Origin of the sequence: Streptomonospora mangrovi (assembly GCF_027604915.1) — a bacterium.
In the GTDB taxonomy this organism is placed as follows: Bacteria; Actinomycetota; Actinomycetes; order Streptosporangiales; family Streptosporangiaceae; genus Streptomonospora; species Streptomonospora mangrovi.
On the sequence record NZ_JAJAQC010000017.1, the window covers coordinates 91,001 to 106,598 of the forward strand.

Annotated in this window: 13 protein-coding genes; 2 read left to right on the forward strand and 11 right to left on the reverse strand. The window is 76.6% G+C overall.

The features are described 5' to 3' along the window. Positions 1-50 precede the first annotated feature (50 nt). The 10 genes from LG943_RS12220 to LG943_RS12265 all read right to left on the reverse strand — a co-directional run bounded on the left by LG943_RS12220 (position 51) and on the right by LG943_RS12265 (position 12,777). Complete coding sequence (locus LG943_RS12220; protein WP_270072371.1) at positions 51-1,547, reverse strand: hypothetical protein; 1,497 nt, start codon at positions 1,545-1,547, stop codon at positions 51-53. 5 nt (positions 1,548-1,552) lie between these two features. After that, complete coding sequence (locus tag LG943_RS12225; protein ID WP_270072372.1) at positions 1,553-2,260, reverse strand: FHA domain-containing protein; 708 nt, start codon at positions 2,258-2,260, stop codon at positions 1,553-1,555. Positions 2,261-2,262: 2 nt separating this feature from the next. Further along, positions 2,263-3,591, reverse strand: coding sequence for a VWA domain-containing protein (locus LG943_RS12230; RefSeq protein WP_270072373.1), 1,329 nt, complete (start codon positions 3,589-3,591; stop codon positions 2,263-2,265). Beyond that, complete coding sequence (locus LG943_RS12235) at positions 3,588-4,586, reverse strand: PP2C family protein-serine/threonine phosphatase (protein WP_270072374.1); 999 nt, start codon at positions 4,584-4,586, stop codon at positions 3,588-3,590. Before LG943_RS12235 ends, LG943_RS12230 begins: the two co-directional genes overlap by 4 nt. An 85-nt stretch (positions 4,587-4,671) precedes the next feature. After that, a complete protein-coding gene (locus tag LG943_RS12240) occupies positions 4,672-7,191 on the reverse strand; it encodes a serine/threonine-protein kinase (RefSeq protein ID WP_270072375.1) in 2,520 nt (839 codons plus the stop codon). Positions 7,192-7,581: 390 nt separating this feature from the next. Continuing rightward, the gene (locus LG943_RS12245; protein ID WP_270072376.1) at positions 7,582-8,247 is read right to left on the reverse strand and encodes a response regulator transcription factor; all 666 of its coding nucleotides are present in this window, start codon (positions 8,245-8,247) and stop codon (positions 7,582-7,584) included. A gap of 145 nt (positions 8,248-8,392) precedes the next feature. Then, complete coding sequence (locus LG943_RS12250) at positions 8,393-9,616, reverse strand: sensor histidine kinase (protein WP_270072377.1); 1,224 nt, start codon at positions 9,614-9,616, stop codon at positions 8,393-8,395. 139 nt (positions 9,617-9,755) lie between these two features. After that, the gene (locus LG943_RS12255; RefSeq protein WP_270072378.1) at positions 9,756-10,511 is read right to left on the reverse strand and encodes a DUF308 domain-containing protein; all 756 of its coding nucleotides are present in this window, start codon (positions 10,509-10,511) and stop codon (positions 9,756-9,758) included. A gap of 153 nt (positions 10,512-10,664) precedes the next feature. Beyond that, positions 10,665-11,957 carry a citrate synthase gene (locus LG943_RS12260; protein ID WP_270072379.1) on the reverse strand — a complete coding sequence of 431 codons (1,293 nt, stop codon included), beginning with the start codon at positions 11,955-11,957 and terminating at the stop codon, positions 10,665-10,667. Between the two features lie 298 nt (positions 11,958-12,255). Beyond that, positions 12,256-12,777, reverse strand: a complete 522-nt coding sequence (locus tag LG943_RS12265; protein ID WP_270072380.1) for a methyltransferase family protein — start codon at positions 12,775-12,777, stop codon at positions 12,256-12,258. 104 nt (positions 12,778-12,881) lie between these two features. Between LG943_RS12265 and LG943_RS12270 the strand changes: the two genes are divergently transcribed. Next, positions 12,882-13,757, forward strand: a complete 876-nt coding sequence (locus LG943_RS12270; protein WP_270072381.1) for a TetR/AcrR family transcriptional regulator — start codon at positions 12,882-12,884, stop codon at positions 13,755-13,757. A 103-nt stretch (positions 13,758-13,860) separates the two neighbouring features. Here LG943_RS12270 and LG943_RS12275 read toward each other — a convergent pair whose 3' ends face one another. After that, a complete protein-coding gene (locus LG943_RS12275; protein WP_270072382.1) occupies positions 13,861-14,751 on the reverse strand; it encodes a CPBP family intramembrane glutamic endopeptidase in 891 nt (296 codons plus the stop codon). 114 nt (positions 14,752-14,865) lie between these two features. Here LG943_RS12275 and LG943_RS12280 point away from each other — a divergent pair, with 114 nt between their 5' ends. Continuing rightward, positions 14,866-15,537: a TetR/AcrR family transcriptional regulator C-terminal domain-containing protein gene (locus LG943_RS12280; RefSeq protein WP_270072383.1), complete on the forward strand. Its 672-nt coding sequence runs from the start codon at positions 14,866-14,868 to the stop codon at positions 15,535-15,537. Positions 15,538-15,598: the final 61 nt, after the last annotated feature.

Consider the following 15,598-nt stretch of genomic DNA (forward strand, 5'->3'; position numbering starts at 1 on the left):
CCCTCCCCCGTCTCCGTGCCCCCTCCCCCCGCTCCTGTCCCGTCCCCGCGCTAGCGGTACTCCGCCAGCCGGGGCCGCACCCCCGCCGCGATGAGCAGGGCGAAGGCGCCGCAGGCGGCGATGACGCCGGCGTTCCAGCCGGCGAGGTGGTCCTCGGCCTGGTCGACGGAGCTGTCGAAGGTGGTCAGGTGCAGGTCGGTCAGGTCGATCAGCGCCTCCTCGTAGTCGGCGAACACCGCCTCCACGGAGTCGGGTCCGGTGATGTGGGCGTCGACGGCGGCGGCGGTGTCGCCTTCGCGGGCGATGTCGCGCATGCGCTCGTCGGCGCGCAGGAACGCGGCGAAGGTGCGCAGGGTGCGCTGCTGGGCGCGGGTCTCGGCCTCGCCGCCGCCGGTGGCGATCTCCTCGCCGAGCAGGCCGAGCATGCGGCCGGGGTAGTCGTCGTGGCGGGGCACGGCGGCGGTGACCTCGGTGGTGTAGCCGCGCAGGTTGCCGGGGACGTCGCCGTCCTCGGGCACCAGGAACACCACCGTCTGGGCGTCCTCCAGGAAGTTCTGCTCGTAGGTGGCGGCGTGCTCGGGGTCCATCAGCCACCGGCTCTGGTCGGCGTTCATGCCGGTGCTGATGGCGCGGGCGCGCGAGAGCGCCAGCACCGACTCCAGGCCGTCCTCCTTGGCGCTGCGCAGCAGTTCGGACTGGCGCTGGAGCATGGCGACGGCGGCCAGGCCCAGCACCAGCACCCCGGCGGTGGCCAGGGCCAGCGGGATGTTGTGGCGGCGGCGGAACCGGCGGCGCAGGAAGAGCTGGAGGACGACGAGGACGGCGACCAGGGCGGCGGCCGCGGCGGCGACCAGGCCGATCCCGGCGGTGGCGGCGGCGCTGTTCTCCTCGTAGGTGCTGCGCACGGTGGCGCCGCTGTCGAGGGTGAGGTTGTACGCCTTGGGCAGCAGGTCGCGCCGCATGAGGTCGGCGGCCTCGCGGTAGCGCTCGATGACGTCCTGGGAGGGCGGCCCGGCGGGGTCGTCGTCGGCGTCGTTGAGCAGCCGCGCCTCGGCCACCAGGCGCTCGTAGGTGTTCATGCCGTCCATGACGGCCCACACGTTCTGCTCCTCGACGGGGTCGCCCGCCGCGAGCTGGGCGGCGTGCAGCAGCGCGCGGTTGGCGTCGGCGCGGCGGTCGCCGTAGCGCTCCAGGGCGGCGTCGCGGCCGGCGCCCAGGTCGTGCTCGGCGCCCAGCAGCAGCACGTTGGCCATCTGGGCGTCCATGTCCGACAGCGCGAAGTACAGGTCGGCGGTGGCCACGACCTTCCGGCCCTCGCCGTGGCCGATGACGTCGAGCCCGTCGCGGGCGCGCTCCAGGGCGAGGTGGGTGGCGGCGAACAGGGCGGCGACCAGGGCGAGGGCGAGGGCGGCCAGCAGCCGCAGCCGGCCGCGGGTGCCGGGGCGGCGCGGCCACCGGGGGCGCCGGCGGCGGGGCGCGGGCGGCGCCTCCTCGGACGCGCCGCCGGCGCGGCGGGGGCCGGTGCCGGCCCGGTCGGTCGTGGCCACCGCCCTCACCCCCGCTGCCGGTGGAGGGTGATGGCGGTCCAGGCGCCGACGTAGATCCGGTCGGACTCCCGCAGGGGCACCTCCACGTTGGCGGCGACGGGATGGTCGGTGCCGTTGACCGTGGTGCCGTTCATGGAGCCCTCGTCCACCAGCACCCAGGTGCCGCCGGGGCGGGCCAGCAGGACGGCGTGGGTGTGGGAGACGCCGGGGTCCTCCGGGGGTGCGGACAGGTCGATCTCGGGGTGGATGCCGCGGGTGAGGCTGCGCCGCCCGATGCGGACGCGGGGCCGGTTGAGGGGGACGCGGCGCTGGGGGGCGTGGGCGGGGAACGCGATGGCGGCGGGGTCGAGCAGGCCCCGGTCGGCCATGGCCTGGTAGTAGGCGGGGTCGGCGGTGATGATGGCCCACCAGTGGTCGGCGGCGGCGGCGCGGGGGTCGTGCCCGGCGGGGGTGTGGCGCCGGGGCGTGGGCGGTTCGGAGCGCACCGGCATGGGTCCGGAGAACAGCGGGAAGGGCGACGCCTCGGTCTGGTCGGCACCGGTGAAGTCGTGGCCGCAGCCCTCGCAGTAGCGGCCCTCGCGCTCGCCGCCGCAGACGGGGCAGGTGTCGTCCAGCGCGGCGAGGGCGCCGCCCAGGGGCGCGGCCGCGAGCACGCCGCACACCGCGCAGGTGGGGTCGGGGGGCGAGGGGTGTCCGCCGGGGCAGGTCCGCATGGTCAGGCGCCTCCTTCCCGGGCGGGGTGGTCGGCGCCGCGGGCGCCCACGCGCACGGTGCGGGTGGAGTGGGTGTCCAGGGTCATCTCGTCGAGCCGGGCGACCGCCGGGCGCAGCCGCACGGTGCCGGTGGCAGGGTCCTCCACCTCGACCACGCGGCGCAGCAGGGCGGCGGTGTGGTGGTGGCGGCCGGAGTGGGCCAGGGCGACGGCGCGGCCCAGGTGGACGGTGGCGGCGGCGGTGTCGCCGTCGCGGCGGGCGCGCAGGCCCTCCTGGACGGCCTGGGCGAGTTCGGTCTGGCCGGTGTAGTGGGCGACGGCGGGGTCGATGCGGGAGGCCGGCTCGGGGTCGGCGGTCCACTCGGCGAGGACGTCGGCGGGCGCGGTGGTCGCGGCGCCGTCGGGGCCGGGCAGGGCGATGCCGACGCGGGCGGCGCGCATGCGGCGCCCGGCGTCGCCGGGGGGCACCTCCAGCCGCAGGTGGTAGTCGCGGCTCTCGGCGGCGCCCCAGGAGCCGGTGGGGTAGTCGCCGGTGCGCGGGTCGGCGCCGGCGCGCCGGCCGGTGAGGTCGTTGAGGGTGGGCGCGACCTGGGTCAGGGACACGACGCGGGTGCCGCGCGGGGTGCGCACCCGCAGGGCGACGTCGGCGACGGTCTTGGCCATGGCGGCGGCGGCCATGGCGCGGAAGTCCTCGGGCATGCGGGCGGGTTCGGCGATGATGTCGACGGTGCCCAGCAGCGCGGCGGCGACGCGGCGCAGCTCCTCGACGTTCCAGTCGGTGCCCACGCCCCGGCAGTCGCACACGAAGCGCCCGGCCGCGGCGGCGAGGACGGGCTCGAACGTGGCGGGCTGCTCGTTGTTCTGGCCGTCGGTGAGCAGGATGGCGTGCTTGAGGGTGCCGGGGGGCAGCGGCGCGAACAGGTCGGCGGCGGCGCGCAGCCAGGCGCCGGTGCGGGTGCCGCCCTGGGCGGTGAGCCCTTCGACGGCGTCGCGGACGTCGGCGCGGGTCCGGGGGGTGAGGGGGGCCAGGCCGCCGCCGGGCGGGTGGACGGCCTGGGCGGTGGCGGCGCCGGCGAGGACGGCCAGGTGCACGCCGTCGCGCAGGGCGTCCACGGCGGCGCGGGCGGCGAGTTTGGCGGCGGCGAGCTTGGGGCCGTACATGGAGCCGGAGGTGTCGATGATGACGACCTCGGCGGCGGGCGGCGGGTGGGGCGCGGGCGCGGGGCCGGTGGCCACGCGGATGACGGCCTGCACCCCGGTGTGGCCGGGCGGCAGGTGGCGGTTCTGCTCGACGCGCACGGTGAACGCGGGCGCGCCCGCCCCGGGGGTCACCGGCCACCGCCGGGGGTGCGGGGCGGGGGCGGCGGTGCGGCGGGCACCCCGATGACGCAGGCGGTGACGTTGTCGGGGCCGCCGCGCTCCAGGGCCAGGCGCACGCAGGCGCGCGCGGCGTCCAGCGGGTCGGGTCCGGCGCCCAGCACCAGGCCGGCGAGGTCGGCGGGGTCGGGCAGCAGGTTCCACAGGCCGTCGGTGCACAGCAGCAGGGCGCCCGGGCCGCGGGTGTCCAGGGCGGCGGTGCGGCCCTGGGCCTCGCCGTAGTCGGCGCCCAGCCAGGCGGTGAGGGTGTGGGCGTGGGGGGAGCGCTCGGCCTCCTCGGGGGTGAGGGCGTTGAGGGCGACCATGGTCTGGGCCCAGGTGTCGTCGCGGGTGAGCAGCGCCGAGGGCGCGGCGGTGGGCGCGGCGGCCAGCCAGTAGGCGCGGCTGTCGCCGACCCAGGCGACGGTGAGGGGGCCGCGCGCGGGCACGAGGGCGGCGACGAAGGTGCAGGCGGGGGCGTGCGGGCCGGTGCCGCCCAGGGCGGTGACGGCGCGCCCGGCGCGGCGCAGGGCGGTGGCGAGCGCGGCGGCGGGCGCGGCGCCGGCGGCGGTCTCCTCGGCCAGGGCGGTGGCGCCGGTCTCGGCGGCCACGGCGGAGGCGGCGGCGGGGCGCGGGGAGGTGGAGACGCCGTCGCAGACGACGGCGGCGGTGGTGGCGGCGCCGCCGCACCGCAGGGCGCGCAGCGCCAAGGCGTCCTCGTTGCGGCTGTGGCGCAGGCCGCGGTCGCTGACGCCGGCGCCGGTGCCGGCGCGGGCCTCGACGTGGTCGCGGCGGCCGGTGCGGGCCAGCCCGCAGTCGGCGCAGGCACCGCCGGCGACACGTCCGCCGCAGCGGGCGCAGGGGGCGGCGGGCGCGGCGGCGGGGCCGCCGGCCAGGGTGTGGCCGCAGCCCTCGCAGTAGGCGTCGCCGAGCGCGGCGACGGCCCCGCAGGCCGAGCACTTCACCGGCACGGCGGCCACCTCCTCGGGCGGGCGGCGCCGGGGGCGGGCCGGGGCGCGGGGGCGGGGGCGCGGCGCGCGGGGCCGGTGCGGGCGTTCACAGCCACGTCCGGGGCCGGACCTCGTTGGCGAGGTCGACGAGGGCGCGGCGGCGGGTGCCGTTCTCGGCGTGGCGGGACCGCTCGCGGTAGGTGCGTTCGAGGGCGCGGCGCAGCCCGTCCTCGGTGAAGGGCGCGCCGAGCAGGTCGGCGCCCTCGCGGGCGGTGCTGCCGGCCAGGACCCAGTCCAGGGCGGCGTGCAGGACGCGGGCCTTGAGGCGCAGCCCGGCGTCGCCGTGCAGGCCCAGGCGGCGCAGCCGCGCCTCGGCGCCGTGGAAGGCGGCGGCGTCGAGGGTGCGCGGGTCGTCGGGGTCGCCGTCGCCGACCAGCAGGCTGACGGCGGCCATCTGCGCGGCGATGTGCACGCTGGACAGCTCGGGCACCATGTCCAGGACGCGCACGGCGGCGGCGGGGTCGCCCTGGGCCAGGCGGATGCGGGCCAGGCCGAACGCGGCGCTGACGTAGGAGTGGTCGGTGAGCCACACGGTGCGGTAGAGGTCGGCGGCGGCCTCCCAGACGCCCAGCCCCTCGCAGGCGGCGGCCAGGCCGAGCTTGGGCGCGGCCTCGCCGGGCAGGTGGTCGAACAGCTCCTCGAAGCGCTCGCGGGCGGTGTCGTGGTCGCCGTGGGCCAGCGCGATCGCCGCCCAGTACCAGTAGGGCCGCCAGTGGTCGGCGGAGCCGGTGCCGAGGTCCTGGAGGTGGGCGGCGGCCTCGTCGAGGCGGCCCACGCCGATGAGCGCGCGGACGTGCAGCAGCCGGGTCTCGGGGGTGGGGTCGCTGTCGCCGGAGAGGGTGGCGGCGAGGTCCTCGGGGCTGAGCGCGGCGATGTTGGCGAGCTGGTCGGCGGCAGGGTCCTCGGCGTCGACGCGGGGGTAGGGCAGGCCGGCGGCGCACTCGGCGGGGGCGGGCCGCTGGAGCAGCCGGTCGGCCTCGTCGATGACCCCGCCCAGGTGGCCGGAGCTGAACAGCGGCCGCTCGGGGCCGAAGAGAGCCGAGGGCGCGGGGTGGGGCCGGCTCTCCTTGTCGGAGAGGACCTCGCGCAGCACCCCGGTGAGCTGCTCGGCCATCTCGGCGGCGTCGTGGAACCGCAGCACGGGCTCGGCGTTGAGGGCGCGGCGCAGCAGCCGGTCGTAGGAGGGGTGGCGGGCCAGCACGGGGACGCTGCGGGCGGGCGGCAGGTCGTGCTCGTAGCGGCGGGTGAAGTCGAACCGGAAGCTGAGCACGGCCATGCAGCGGGCGATGGCGTAGAGGTCGGAGCTGACGGAGGGGCCCATGGCGCGCAGCTCGCTCTCGGGCACCCGGTAGCCGGGGGTGGTGTAGACGCGGCTGTCGGAGTCGATGCGGCGCACCGCCCCCAGGTCGATGAGCTTGATCTGCTCCTCGCACTGGATGACGTTGTCGGGCTTGAAGTCGCAGTAGAGCAGGCCCTTGGAGTGCAGGTGGTGGACGGCGCGCAGGCACTCCAGGCCGTAGGCGATGACCTGCTCGACCGGCAGGCCGTCGCCGCCGTTGCGGGCGCGCCGCTCCAGCAGGACGTCGCGCAGGGATTTCCCGCCGACGTACTCCAGGACGATGTGGCCGGCGGGGATCCCGGTGCGGGGGTCGGGGTGCTGGACCCAGTTGTAGATCTTGACGATGTTGGGGTGCTCGACCTCGGCGAGCACGGCGCGCTCGGCGGCGGCGGTCTGGTGGGCTTCGGCGTCGCCGCTGTTGAGCAGGCCCTTGAGCACCACCCAGCGGTCGTTGACGTTGCGGTCGCGGGCGAGGTAGACCCAGCCGAACCCGCCGTGGGCCAGGGGGCCGAGCACCTCGTACTGGCCGGCGACGAGGTCGCCGCGGCGCAGCTTGGGGGTGAAGGAGAACTCGGTGCGGCAGGCGCCGCAGTAGCCCTCGGTGCGGCCGGGGCGGCCGTTGCGGGAGCGGCCGACACGTTCGCCGCAGTGGCCGCAGAAGCGGTTCTTCTCGGCGACCACGGGGTCGCTCATGACGGCGGTGGCGGGGTCGCGGCGGGGCACGGGCGGCACCTGGACCATGCCCAGGCCCAGCAGCCCGCGCGAGGAGGGGCCGGTGCCGGCGACGCGGGGCGGGTCGACCAGGACGGCGGTGCCGCGGGGGCGGTGGCGGGGCGGGTTGGTGCGGGCCGACATGCGGGCGGCGTCGCGCAGGGAGGGCACGGACACCGGGGACGACGGCGCGGACCCGCCGGAGGCGCCGGGCGCGCCGGAGGCGGAGCCCGCACCGGACGGGCCGCGGGCGCCGGGCGCGCCGGGGCCGGCGCCGCCGGCGGCGCGGGAGGGCGCCCCGTTGGTGGCCGCCGGCGGGGTGATGGGCTCGGCGGCGGCGGGGCGCACGCCCAGGTCGGGCACGACGGCGACCGCGGCGGCGGGGGCGTCGGCCGCCGAGCGGGGTGCGGGGACGGCCGGCTCCTGCTCCGGGGTGGTGGTCGGCGCCATGCCGCACACCTCGCAGTAGCCGTCGTCGATCGCACCGGTGCAGTCGGGGTCGGTGCAGTGGGTCATCGGTGCGCTCCGGGTGCGTTGCCTCCCGTGGCGGGGCGTTGGCGCCCCGCGCGGGCGCGGCCGGCGCGGGGGGCGCGGACGCGCGGGGGCCGGGGCCGCAGCCGCCGGCCGCTCCGGCGCGGCGCCGGGCCGAAGCGGTCCGTGGTCGTCGGCGGCCTTGGCGGTGCGGGCGTACTCGGCACTGGCCGCATGGGTGTTCGTCTCCGGCGACGGTGTCACGGGTCTTGAAAAGAGTCTCGCCCCGCCGCGGGAACCCCACAAGAGCGCGCGGTGCCGACGGCCGTGTCCGGCCAGTGACGGCGGGGTAACCCCGCGGCGGTTCGCCCTGTGTTATGCCGTCTGCCCCGTCCGCGCGGATTCACGCCCGCCGGGCGCGGTGGGGCCGGGGTGTCAGCCGAGCCAGCCGGGGCGAACCACGCCGCTCTCGTAGGCGATGACGACCAACTGCGCGCGGTCGCGGGCGCGCAGCTTGGTGAGCACGCGGCTGACGTGGGTCTTGGCGGTGGCGGGGCTGACCAGCAGGCGGCGCGCCAGCTCGTCGTTGGACAGTCCGGCGGCCACGCCCGCCAGCACCTCGCGTTCGCGCTCGGTGAGGGAGTTGAGCAGCGGCGCGGGCGGGGGCTCCTTGACGCGGTCGGCGAACTCGCTGATGAGGCGTCGGGTGACCGAGGGGGCGAGCAGGGCGTCGCCGCGGGCGACGACGCGGACGGCGTGCACGAGTTCGGCGGGCTCGGTGTCCTTGACGAGGAACCCGGCGGCGCCGGCCTTGAGGGCGGCGTAGACGTAGTCGTCGAGGTCGAAGGTGGTGAGGATGACGACCTTGACACCGGCCAGCCGCTGGTCGGCGGCGATGCGGCGGGTGGCCTCCAGGCCGTCGACCACGGGCATGCGCACGTCCATGAGGACGACGTCGGGGCGCTCGGCCGCGGCCAGGCGCACCGCCTCGGCGCCGTCGCCGGCCTCGGCCACCACGCTGATCCCGTCCTCGCCGTGCAGGATGGAGCGGAACCCGGCGCGCACGAGGTTCTGGTCGTCGGCGAGCAGCACCCGGATCATGCGGTCCTCACCTTCGGGTGGGCGGGGGCGGAGCGGGGGGCGGTGCGGGGCGGCGCGGGCGGGCGCCGTCCCCCCTTCCTACCAGGGGCGGGCGCCCGGCGGCGGGTCCGGCGCGGGGCGCGGGGACGGGACGCCGGGTGGCACGTCAGTCGGCGGTGGTGCCCGCACCACCCGCGCCCCCCGGCAGGGGCAGGTCGGCGCGCACCAGGAACCCGGGGGCGTCGGCGCGGGGTCCGGCCTGGCAGGTGCCGCCGGCCGCGGCGGCGCGTTCGCGCATGCCGCGCAGGCCGTTGCCCTCGGCGGGCGGCGCGGTGGCGGTGCCGTTGTCGCGCACCTCGACGCCGACGCCGCCGGGCCGGTAGGTGACGGCGACGTCGGCGCGGGTGGCGCCGGAGTGGCGCAGCGCGTTGGTGAGGGCCTCCTGGACGATGCGGTAGGCGGCGAGGTCGACGGCGGCGGGCAGCGGCACGGGGTCGCCCGCCACGCGCAGGTCCACCGGCAGCCCGGCACGGGTGGTGTGCTCGGCGAGTTCGCCCACGCGCGCCAGGGTGGGGGCGGGCGCGGTGGGCGCGGCGGTGGCGGGGCCGTCGTCGACCTGGCGCAGGACGCCCAGGGTGGTGCGCAGTTCGCGCAGAGCCTGGCGGCTGGCGGCCTTGATGGCGTCCAGGGCGGCGTAGGCGCCCTCGGGGTCGTCGCGGCGGTAGGCGGCGGCGCCGGCCTGCACGTTGATGAGCGAGATGTGGTGGGCGACGACGTCGTGGAGTTCGCGGGCGATGCGCAGCCGCTCCTCGGTGGCGCGGCGGCGGCCCTCCTCCTCGCGGGTGCGTTCGGCCTCGGCGGCGCGGCGCTGCACCTCGTGCAGGTAGGCGCGGTTGCTGCGGGCGATCTCGCCGGCGAGCAGCACGACGAGGGCGCCGCCGAGGGTGGACAGCGCGCGCCACAGCTCGAACCGCAGGGTCTCCCCCACGGCGATGGTGCCCATGAACAGGAGGGTGGCGGTGACGGCGGCGGCGCGGTGGCCGGTGGCGCCCAGCCGGATGACGCCGACGGGGAACGCGAGCCAGGCCGCCCAGGAGTCGACCTGGCCGAGCATGTAGTACAGCGGGTTGACCGTGCCGAGCACCACGGCGGCGGGCAGCGGCAGCCGGGTGAGCACGGCCAGGGCGAGCGCGCCGGCCAGCAGCAGGGCGACGCTGTGCCCGGGGACGGCCAGGCCCCGGCCGGCGGCGGTGACGTACTCGGCGGCGAGCGCGACGGCGGCCACGGGCGCGGCGAGCAGCAGGTCGACCGCCCAGGCGGGCAGGCGGACGCGCCCGATCAGCACGGAGCCGCTGTCGGGCGGCCAGCCGGCGGTTGGCGCATCGGGCATGCCTCCATTCAACTACGCCCCGGCCGGGCGGGGCGGCGCCCAGTGTGTGCCGCAGGGGGCGGCGGGCGCGTCGGCCGGGAGGCGGAGGCGGGGGTACGCCCCAGGGTGCGGGCGGGCGGCGCGGTGTCGGCCGCGCGCGTTACGCGCCGTCGCCGGGCCCGGGGGTGCCCGGTGCGGTGGGGCCGGTGCCGGGGGCGCCGGGTTCGCGGCGGGGGCCGCGGTGGCCGGTGTGCTCGCGGTCCTCGGGGTCCGCGGGGTCCTCGGGGTGCGCGTCGTCGGCGCGGTCGCGGTCCTCGGCGGGGCCGGCGGTGTGCTCCTCGGGCGCGCCGGCGGGCCGGTCCAGCGCGTCGCGGCGGCCGCCCTGCTCGGCGCGGGCCAGGCGCAGCCGCAGGCTCAGCACCACCAGCGCGGCGCCGAAGACGATGGCGTAGACGCCGATGACGAACGCCAGGCCCAGGGCGCCGCCCAGGGGCGCCACCCACAGCACCAGGCCGAAGGCGACCGAGAGCACGCCGGCGAAGATGTAGAGCCACTCGCCGGTCATCTCCTTGCTCAGCCGCACGGCCGCGGCGATCTCGAAGGCGCCGGTGACCACCGCCCACAGGCCGATGATCAGCGAGAGGAGGAAGACGGTGAGGGCGGGCCAGGTGAGCGCGAGGATGCCCAGCAGCACGCCGAGCACGGCCTCCAGGACCAGCGGCGGGCGGTCGGGTTTGGCGGCGCGCAGGGCCGCCCACCCGGCGAGCAGGCCGTCGGCCAGGGCGTAGACGCCGAAGGCGATCGCCAGGGCGAGGACGGTGAGCCCGGGCCAGAGGACGGCGACGAAACCGAACAGGATCGCCAGGGCGCCCCGGACGGCCAGAGCCCACCAGTTGCGGACCATGTAGTCAAGCATGTCTCCCCCGATCGTTCCGGCCCGGGAGGACGCCTGCCCGGGGGCGCGGGGGGTGATGGCCGGTGCGGGGGAGTTATTACCGGGGGTGTGCCAAGTCGTTGCCGGGTGCCGACCCGGCGGGCGGCGCGGGGTCGCCCGCCGGTGCCGGCGCGGTCAGGATCGGCCGTAGGAGCGCTTGGCGTGGCCGGTGTAGAGCTGGCGCGGGCGGGCGATGCGGGCGGCGGGGTCGAGCCGCTGCTCCCGCCAGTGCGCGATCCACCCGGGCAGCCGGCCCAGGGCGAACAGGACGGTGAACATGCTGGTGGGGAAGCCCATGGCCCGGTAGATGACGCCGCTGTAGAAGTCGACGTTGGGGTAGAGCTTGCGGTCGGTGAAGTAGGGGTCGGCCAGCGCCTTGGCCTCCAGCCGCAGGGCCAGCTCGAACAGCTCGTCGGGTTCGGCCTGGCGGTCGAGGATCTGCGCGGCCAGGCCCTTGATCTCCTTGCTGCGGGGGTCGTAGTTCTTGTAGACACGGTGGCCGAACCCCATCAGCCGGGTCTTGCTCTCCTTGTCCTTGACCTTGGCCAGGTAGGAGTCGACGTCGCCGCCGAGGTCGCGGATCTCCTCCAGCATCTCCAGGACGGCCTGGTTGGCACCGCCGTGCAGGGGGCCGAACAGGGCGTTGATCCCGGCGGAGACGCTGCCGTAGAGGCTGGCCTGGGAGGAGCCGACGACGCGCACGGTGGCGGTGGAGCAGTTCTGCTCGTGGTCGGCGTGCAGGATGAGCAGGAGGTCCATGGCCTTGACGAACAGGGCGTCCAGCTCGGACTCGCCGCTGAGGCCGCCGAAGGTCATGCGCAGGAAGTCCTCGACGTAGCCGAGGGAGTCGTCGGGCTCCAGCGGGGGTTGGCCGACGGAGTTGCGGTAGATGTGGGCGGCGATGGTGGGCAGCTTGGCCAGCAGCAGGGTGGTGGCGCGGTCGACCTGCTCGGTGTCCTTGGGGTCGACGGTGTCGGCGTAGAACGCGGCCATGGTGTTGACCGCGCTGGCCAGCAGGGTCATGGGGTGGGCGTCGCGCGGGAAGGCGTCGAGCATGGTGCGCATCTCGGCGGGCAGGGCGGCGTTGGCGCGCAACTGCTCGGAGAACTCCTTGAGCTCGCCGGGACCCGGCAGCTCCCCGTGGATGACGAGGTAGGACACTTCGAGGAAGGAGCTTTGCGCGGCAAGCTCCTCGATGGGGTAGCCGCGGTAGCGCAGAATGCCCGCTTCGCCGTCGATATAGGTGATCTTGGATTGACAGGCGGCCGTGTTGGCGAACCCGGGGTCGAGGGCGACCTTGCCGGTGGCCGACAGGAGGGTCTTGGTCTCGAAGGCTTCGTCGCCTTCGGTTCCAGTGAGCAGGGGAAGGGTGTGCGCCCCACCTTCGTACCGCAGCTCAACCGCGCGCTCTTTGCCGTCTTCGCTCATGCCCGAGCACCTTTCCAGGCGGGGATGCGGGGATCAGGGAATGCCGTCCCGGTCTCTCTGTTCAGTTCTTATTAAACTCCGGTGAAGCAAAATAATACAATTGTCGCGCATTAGCGAAGTCGTGACATGGGCCACACCGTTAATCGCGCGGTGGATTTCTCTCAGGGCGAAGTTTCGCAGTTCTTTCCACGGGCAACGGGTGGATCCGTTCACATCCTGGACACACCGGCGGCCCGCCGGAACCACCGGCGGACCGCGACGCGCCGACACCGGCGGCGGTGCGCGCCGGCGCCCCCGCCTAGCGGCCCGGGCGGGCCGCGGCCGGACGCCACGGCCGCAGGCGCGGCACCCAGGCGCGCACGTTGCGGCGGTACTCGGCGTACTCGGCGCCGAACATGCGCGCCAGCACCGGCTCCTCGTAGAAGCGCACGAACAGGGCCGCCACCAGCCAGGCGGTCAGCGCCCAGGCCAGCACGCCCACCGAGCCGAACAGCAGGGCCTCGCCGATCAGCACGTGCAGCAGCGCGACGTACATGGGGTTGCGGACGTAGCGGTTGAAGCCGTCGACCACCAGGTGCTCGGTGGGCGCGGCGGGGATGGGCACCCCCCGGGCGGCGGCGAACCGCGCGAAGGCGTGCGCGCAGACGTAGAGCCCGGCGGCGATGAGGACCGCCCCGACCCACCGGGCCACCGCCCAGTAGGGCAGCGGCTCGGTGAACTCCCAGCCGGTGATCAGCCACGGGATGACACCGACCACCGTGCCCGGAGCGGCGAGGAAGAAAACCGCGCTGCCCACGGCGGCCGAGGTTGTGCTGCGCATGATCGGACCTCTCGACGGGGATGAGGGGACGCCGGCCGGCGTCCCGGTTGACTCCCTGCCTTCATATCTGGAACGTCATGCGATTTACAGTAGTATCGAGTGTCATGACATCCGGATCCCGTTCCCCTGCCCCGAACGACGTTCCCGGCGGCGCCCGGGACGTCGGGAACGCAGCCGGGAAGCCCCCTGTTCCGTCCGCGCCCACCGTCCCCGCCGACCTGGTCGACGCCGCCGTGGCGGCCGCCCGCGAGCGCGGGCAGGACGTCGCCGACGTCCCCCTCACCGCGATCGCCGCCGCCGCCAACGTCTCGCGCAGCACCCTGCTGCGGCGCATCGGCGGCACCCGCGCCGCCCTCGACGCCGCCGTGCGCGCCGCCGGGATCGACCCCGGCGGCCGCCCGCCGGTGCGCGAGCGCGCCGTCGCGGCGGCGGCCCGGCTGATCGGCGAGCGCGGCCTGGGCGCCGTCACCCTGGAGGCCGTGGCGGCGGCCGCGCCCTGCGCGCTGCCGAGCCTGCACACCGTCTTCCACGGCCGCGACGGCCTTTTGACGGCGGTGTTCGAGCGCTACGGCCCGGTGATCGACGTCGAGGCGCTGGCCGCCGCGCCGCCCGAGCGGCTGGCGGACGTGGTGCGCGGGGTGCAGCGGGCGGTGGTGCACGCCTTCGCCCGCGAGCCCCGCGTGGTGCCCGCCATCTTCGCCGACCTGCTCGCCCGCCCCCAGGGACCGGGCACCCGCCTGCTGGGCGAGGCCATGCCGCGCGTGTTCGCCGGGATCAGCACCCTGCTGCGTCCCGAGATCGAGGCGGGCCGCCTGCGCCCGCTGCCGATGCCGGTGCTCATCCAACTGATCATCGGCCCGCCCGCCGTGCACATGATGACCCGCCCGGCCCTGGAGACGGCCCTGGGCGAGCACCTTCCCCCGGTTGAGGAGTCCCTGGACCACTTCACCGAGTCCTTCCTGCGCGCCGCCGCCCCGTAGCGATCCCCCCGAGGGCCGATGACCGCGCACGCGCGAGCGCCCCCGGCCGTCCTGGGGACGGGCGGGGGCGCGCTCGGGCTGACGTGCGGTAGGGCTGCGGGGATTAGCGGCGGGGGCGGCGGCCGGCGGTGGCGACGCCGAGACGGCCTCGGGTGAGGACGACCAGGATCAGGGCGGCCAGGCCGACCAGGGCGACCTCGCCGATGCCCGCCGGGTCGCCGACCGCCGTGCCCTTGAGGCCGGTGACGACGTTGACGGCGGCGTGGGCGGCGACCGCGAGGAGCACGCCGCCTCGGGAGGCGTTGAAGACGTAGCCGAGGATCACGGTGAGGGCGACGCACAGCAGGGCGTAGGCGGGGAAGGAGACGTCGGACTGCACCGTGCCGGCGATGGTGAACAGCGGGGCGTGCCACACGGCCCAGATCGCGCCGAGCACCGCGTTGGCGGCCACGGGGGGCAGCGCCCCCTGGAGGCGCGGCAGCGCGAACCCGCGCCAGCCCAACTCCTCGTTGCCGCCGCCGGCCAGGGCGATGACCAGGAAGTTCACCGGGGCCAGGGCGGCGGCCGCGCTCAGCGCGGCGATGTCGGGCACCGCGCCCTGGAGGTAGACGGGGACCGCCGCCGAGCCCGCGATGGCCGCGAGGACCAGGACGATCGCGGCCAGCGGCCGGAACCAGCCGCGCCGCCGGGGCGAGTAGCGGCGGAAGAGGGCGCCGACCCCCGAGATGCCGTCGGTCGCCAGGGTGACGATCACGGCGGCGACGGCGGGGCCGAAGCTGCCGGCGATCACCGTGGGCATCGGGTTGCCGCCGGGCAGGAAGGTCGAGCCGGCCCACCAGGCGCCCCAGGAGAACGCGAACGCGATCACGAGGAAGGCGGTCAGGCCGCGCGGCGCCAGCGTGGTGGTGCGGGCCGCGTCGACGGGCTCGGCGGTGGCGGCTGCGGCGGGGGTGGTCGCGGTGGGTGCGGCCTCGGGGGCGGCGGTTGCGCTCATGGACACGGGGGGCCTCCTGGACGAAGCGGGTGGGCGGCGGGTGCTGCCGTTGGCCGTCAACATACACTGTTGGATAAAGACATACAACGTAGGATCGCGAGTAGTCTGATGGCCATGGCCGAACCCCGTGACAACCAGCAGCCCGACAGCGTGTTCACCCGTCCCCCGCGCGGCCGCCGCGCCCAGCCCGCGCTCAGCCGCGAGCGCATCGTGGCCGGGACCATCGCGCTGCTCGACCGCGACGGCGCGCCGGCGCTGACCATGCGCAAGGTCGCCGCCGAACTGGGCGTGCACGCCACGAGCCTCTACTGGTACGTGGACCGCCGCGAGGACCTGGTGGACCTGGCCCTCGACGCGGTCCTGGCCGAGGCCGCCGCCGGCCTGCCCGGCCCCGACGAGCCGTGGGAGTCCGCCGTGAAGACGACGGCCCGGCGCTTCTACACGGCGCTGACCGACCGCGCCTGGGCGGCGGAGTTCGCCGGCGTCCGCCCGCTGCTGGGCCCCAACGCGCTCGCCCTGTCGCGCCGGATCATCGCCGCGCTGGCCGACTCCGGCGGCGGCGACGAGGACCGGGCCGTCGCGATCCGCGCCCTGGCCAACCAGATCCTGGGGGCGGCCACCACGACCGTGGCCATGCGGGCGGGCGCGGCGGCCGCACGCGGCGGGACCGACGACGCCCGCGCCGCCGCCGTGTCGGCCTCCGACGCCCTCGCCGTGGAGAACGCCTACTTCGACCAGGTCATCGACCTGCTCCTGGCGGGGATCCGCGCCCGACGCGCGACCTGAGGCCGACGACCCGAACAGGCGCAACGGACCCGGCCCGCCCGCGAACCGGCGCCGACCGTCC

Excerpts from the sequence above, each read along its gene's own strand:
- LG943_RS12260 (WP_270072379.1), bottom strand. The coding sequence starts at position 11,957 with ATGAGCGAAGACGGCAAAGAGCGCGCGGTTGAGCTGCGGTACGAAGGT.
- LG943_RS12240 (WP_270072375.1), bottom strand. The coding sequence starts at position 7,191 with ATGACCCACTGCACCGACCCCGACTGCACCGGTGCGATCGACGACGGC.
- LG943_RS12275 (WP_270072382.1), bottom strand. The coding sequence starts at position 14,751 with ATGAGCGCAACCGCCGCCCCCGAGGCCGCACCCACCGCGACCACCCCC.
- LG943_RS12280 (WP_270072383.1), top strand. The coding sequence starts at position 14,866 with ATGGCCGAACCCCGTGACAACCAGCAGCCCGACAGCGTGTTCACCCGT.
- LG943_RS12225 (WP_270072372.1), bottom strand. The coding sequence starts at position 2,260 with ATGCGGACCTGCCCCGGCGGACACCCCTCGCCCCCCGACCCCACCTGC.
- LG943_RS12265 (WP_270072380.1), bottom strand. The coding sequence starts at position 12,777 with ATGCGCAGCACAACCTCGGCCGCCGTGGGCAGCGCGGTTTTCTTCCTC.
- LG943_RS12245 (WP_270072376.1), bottom strand. The coding sequence starts at position 8,247 with ATGATCCGGGTGCTGCTCGCCGACGACCAGAACCTCGTGCGCGCCGGG.
- LG943_RS12255 (WP_270072378.1), bottom strand. The coding sequence starts at position 10,511 with ATGCTTGACTACATGGTCCGCAACTGGTGGGCTCTGGCCGTCCGGGGC.
- LG943_RS12250 (WP_270072377.1), bottom strand. The coding sequence starts at position 9,616 with ATGCCCGATGCGCCAACCGCCGGCTGGCCGCCCGACAGCGGCTCCGTG.
- LG943_RS12270 (WP_270072381.1), top strand. The coding sequence starts at position 12,882 with ATGACATCCGGATCCCGTTCCCCTGCCCCGAACGACGTTCCCGGCGGC.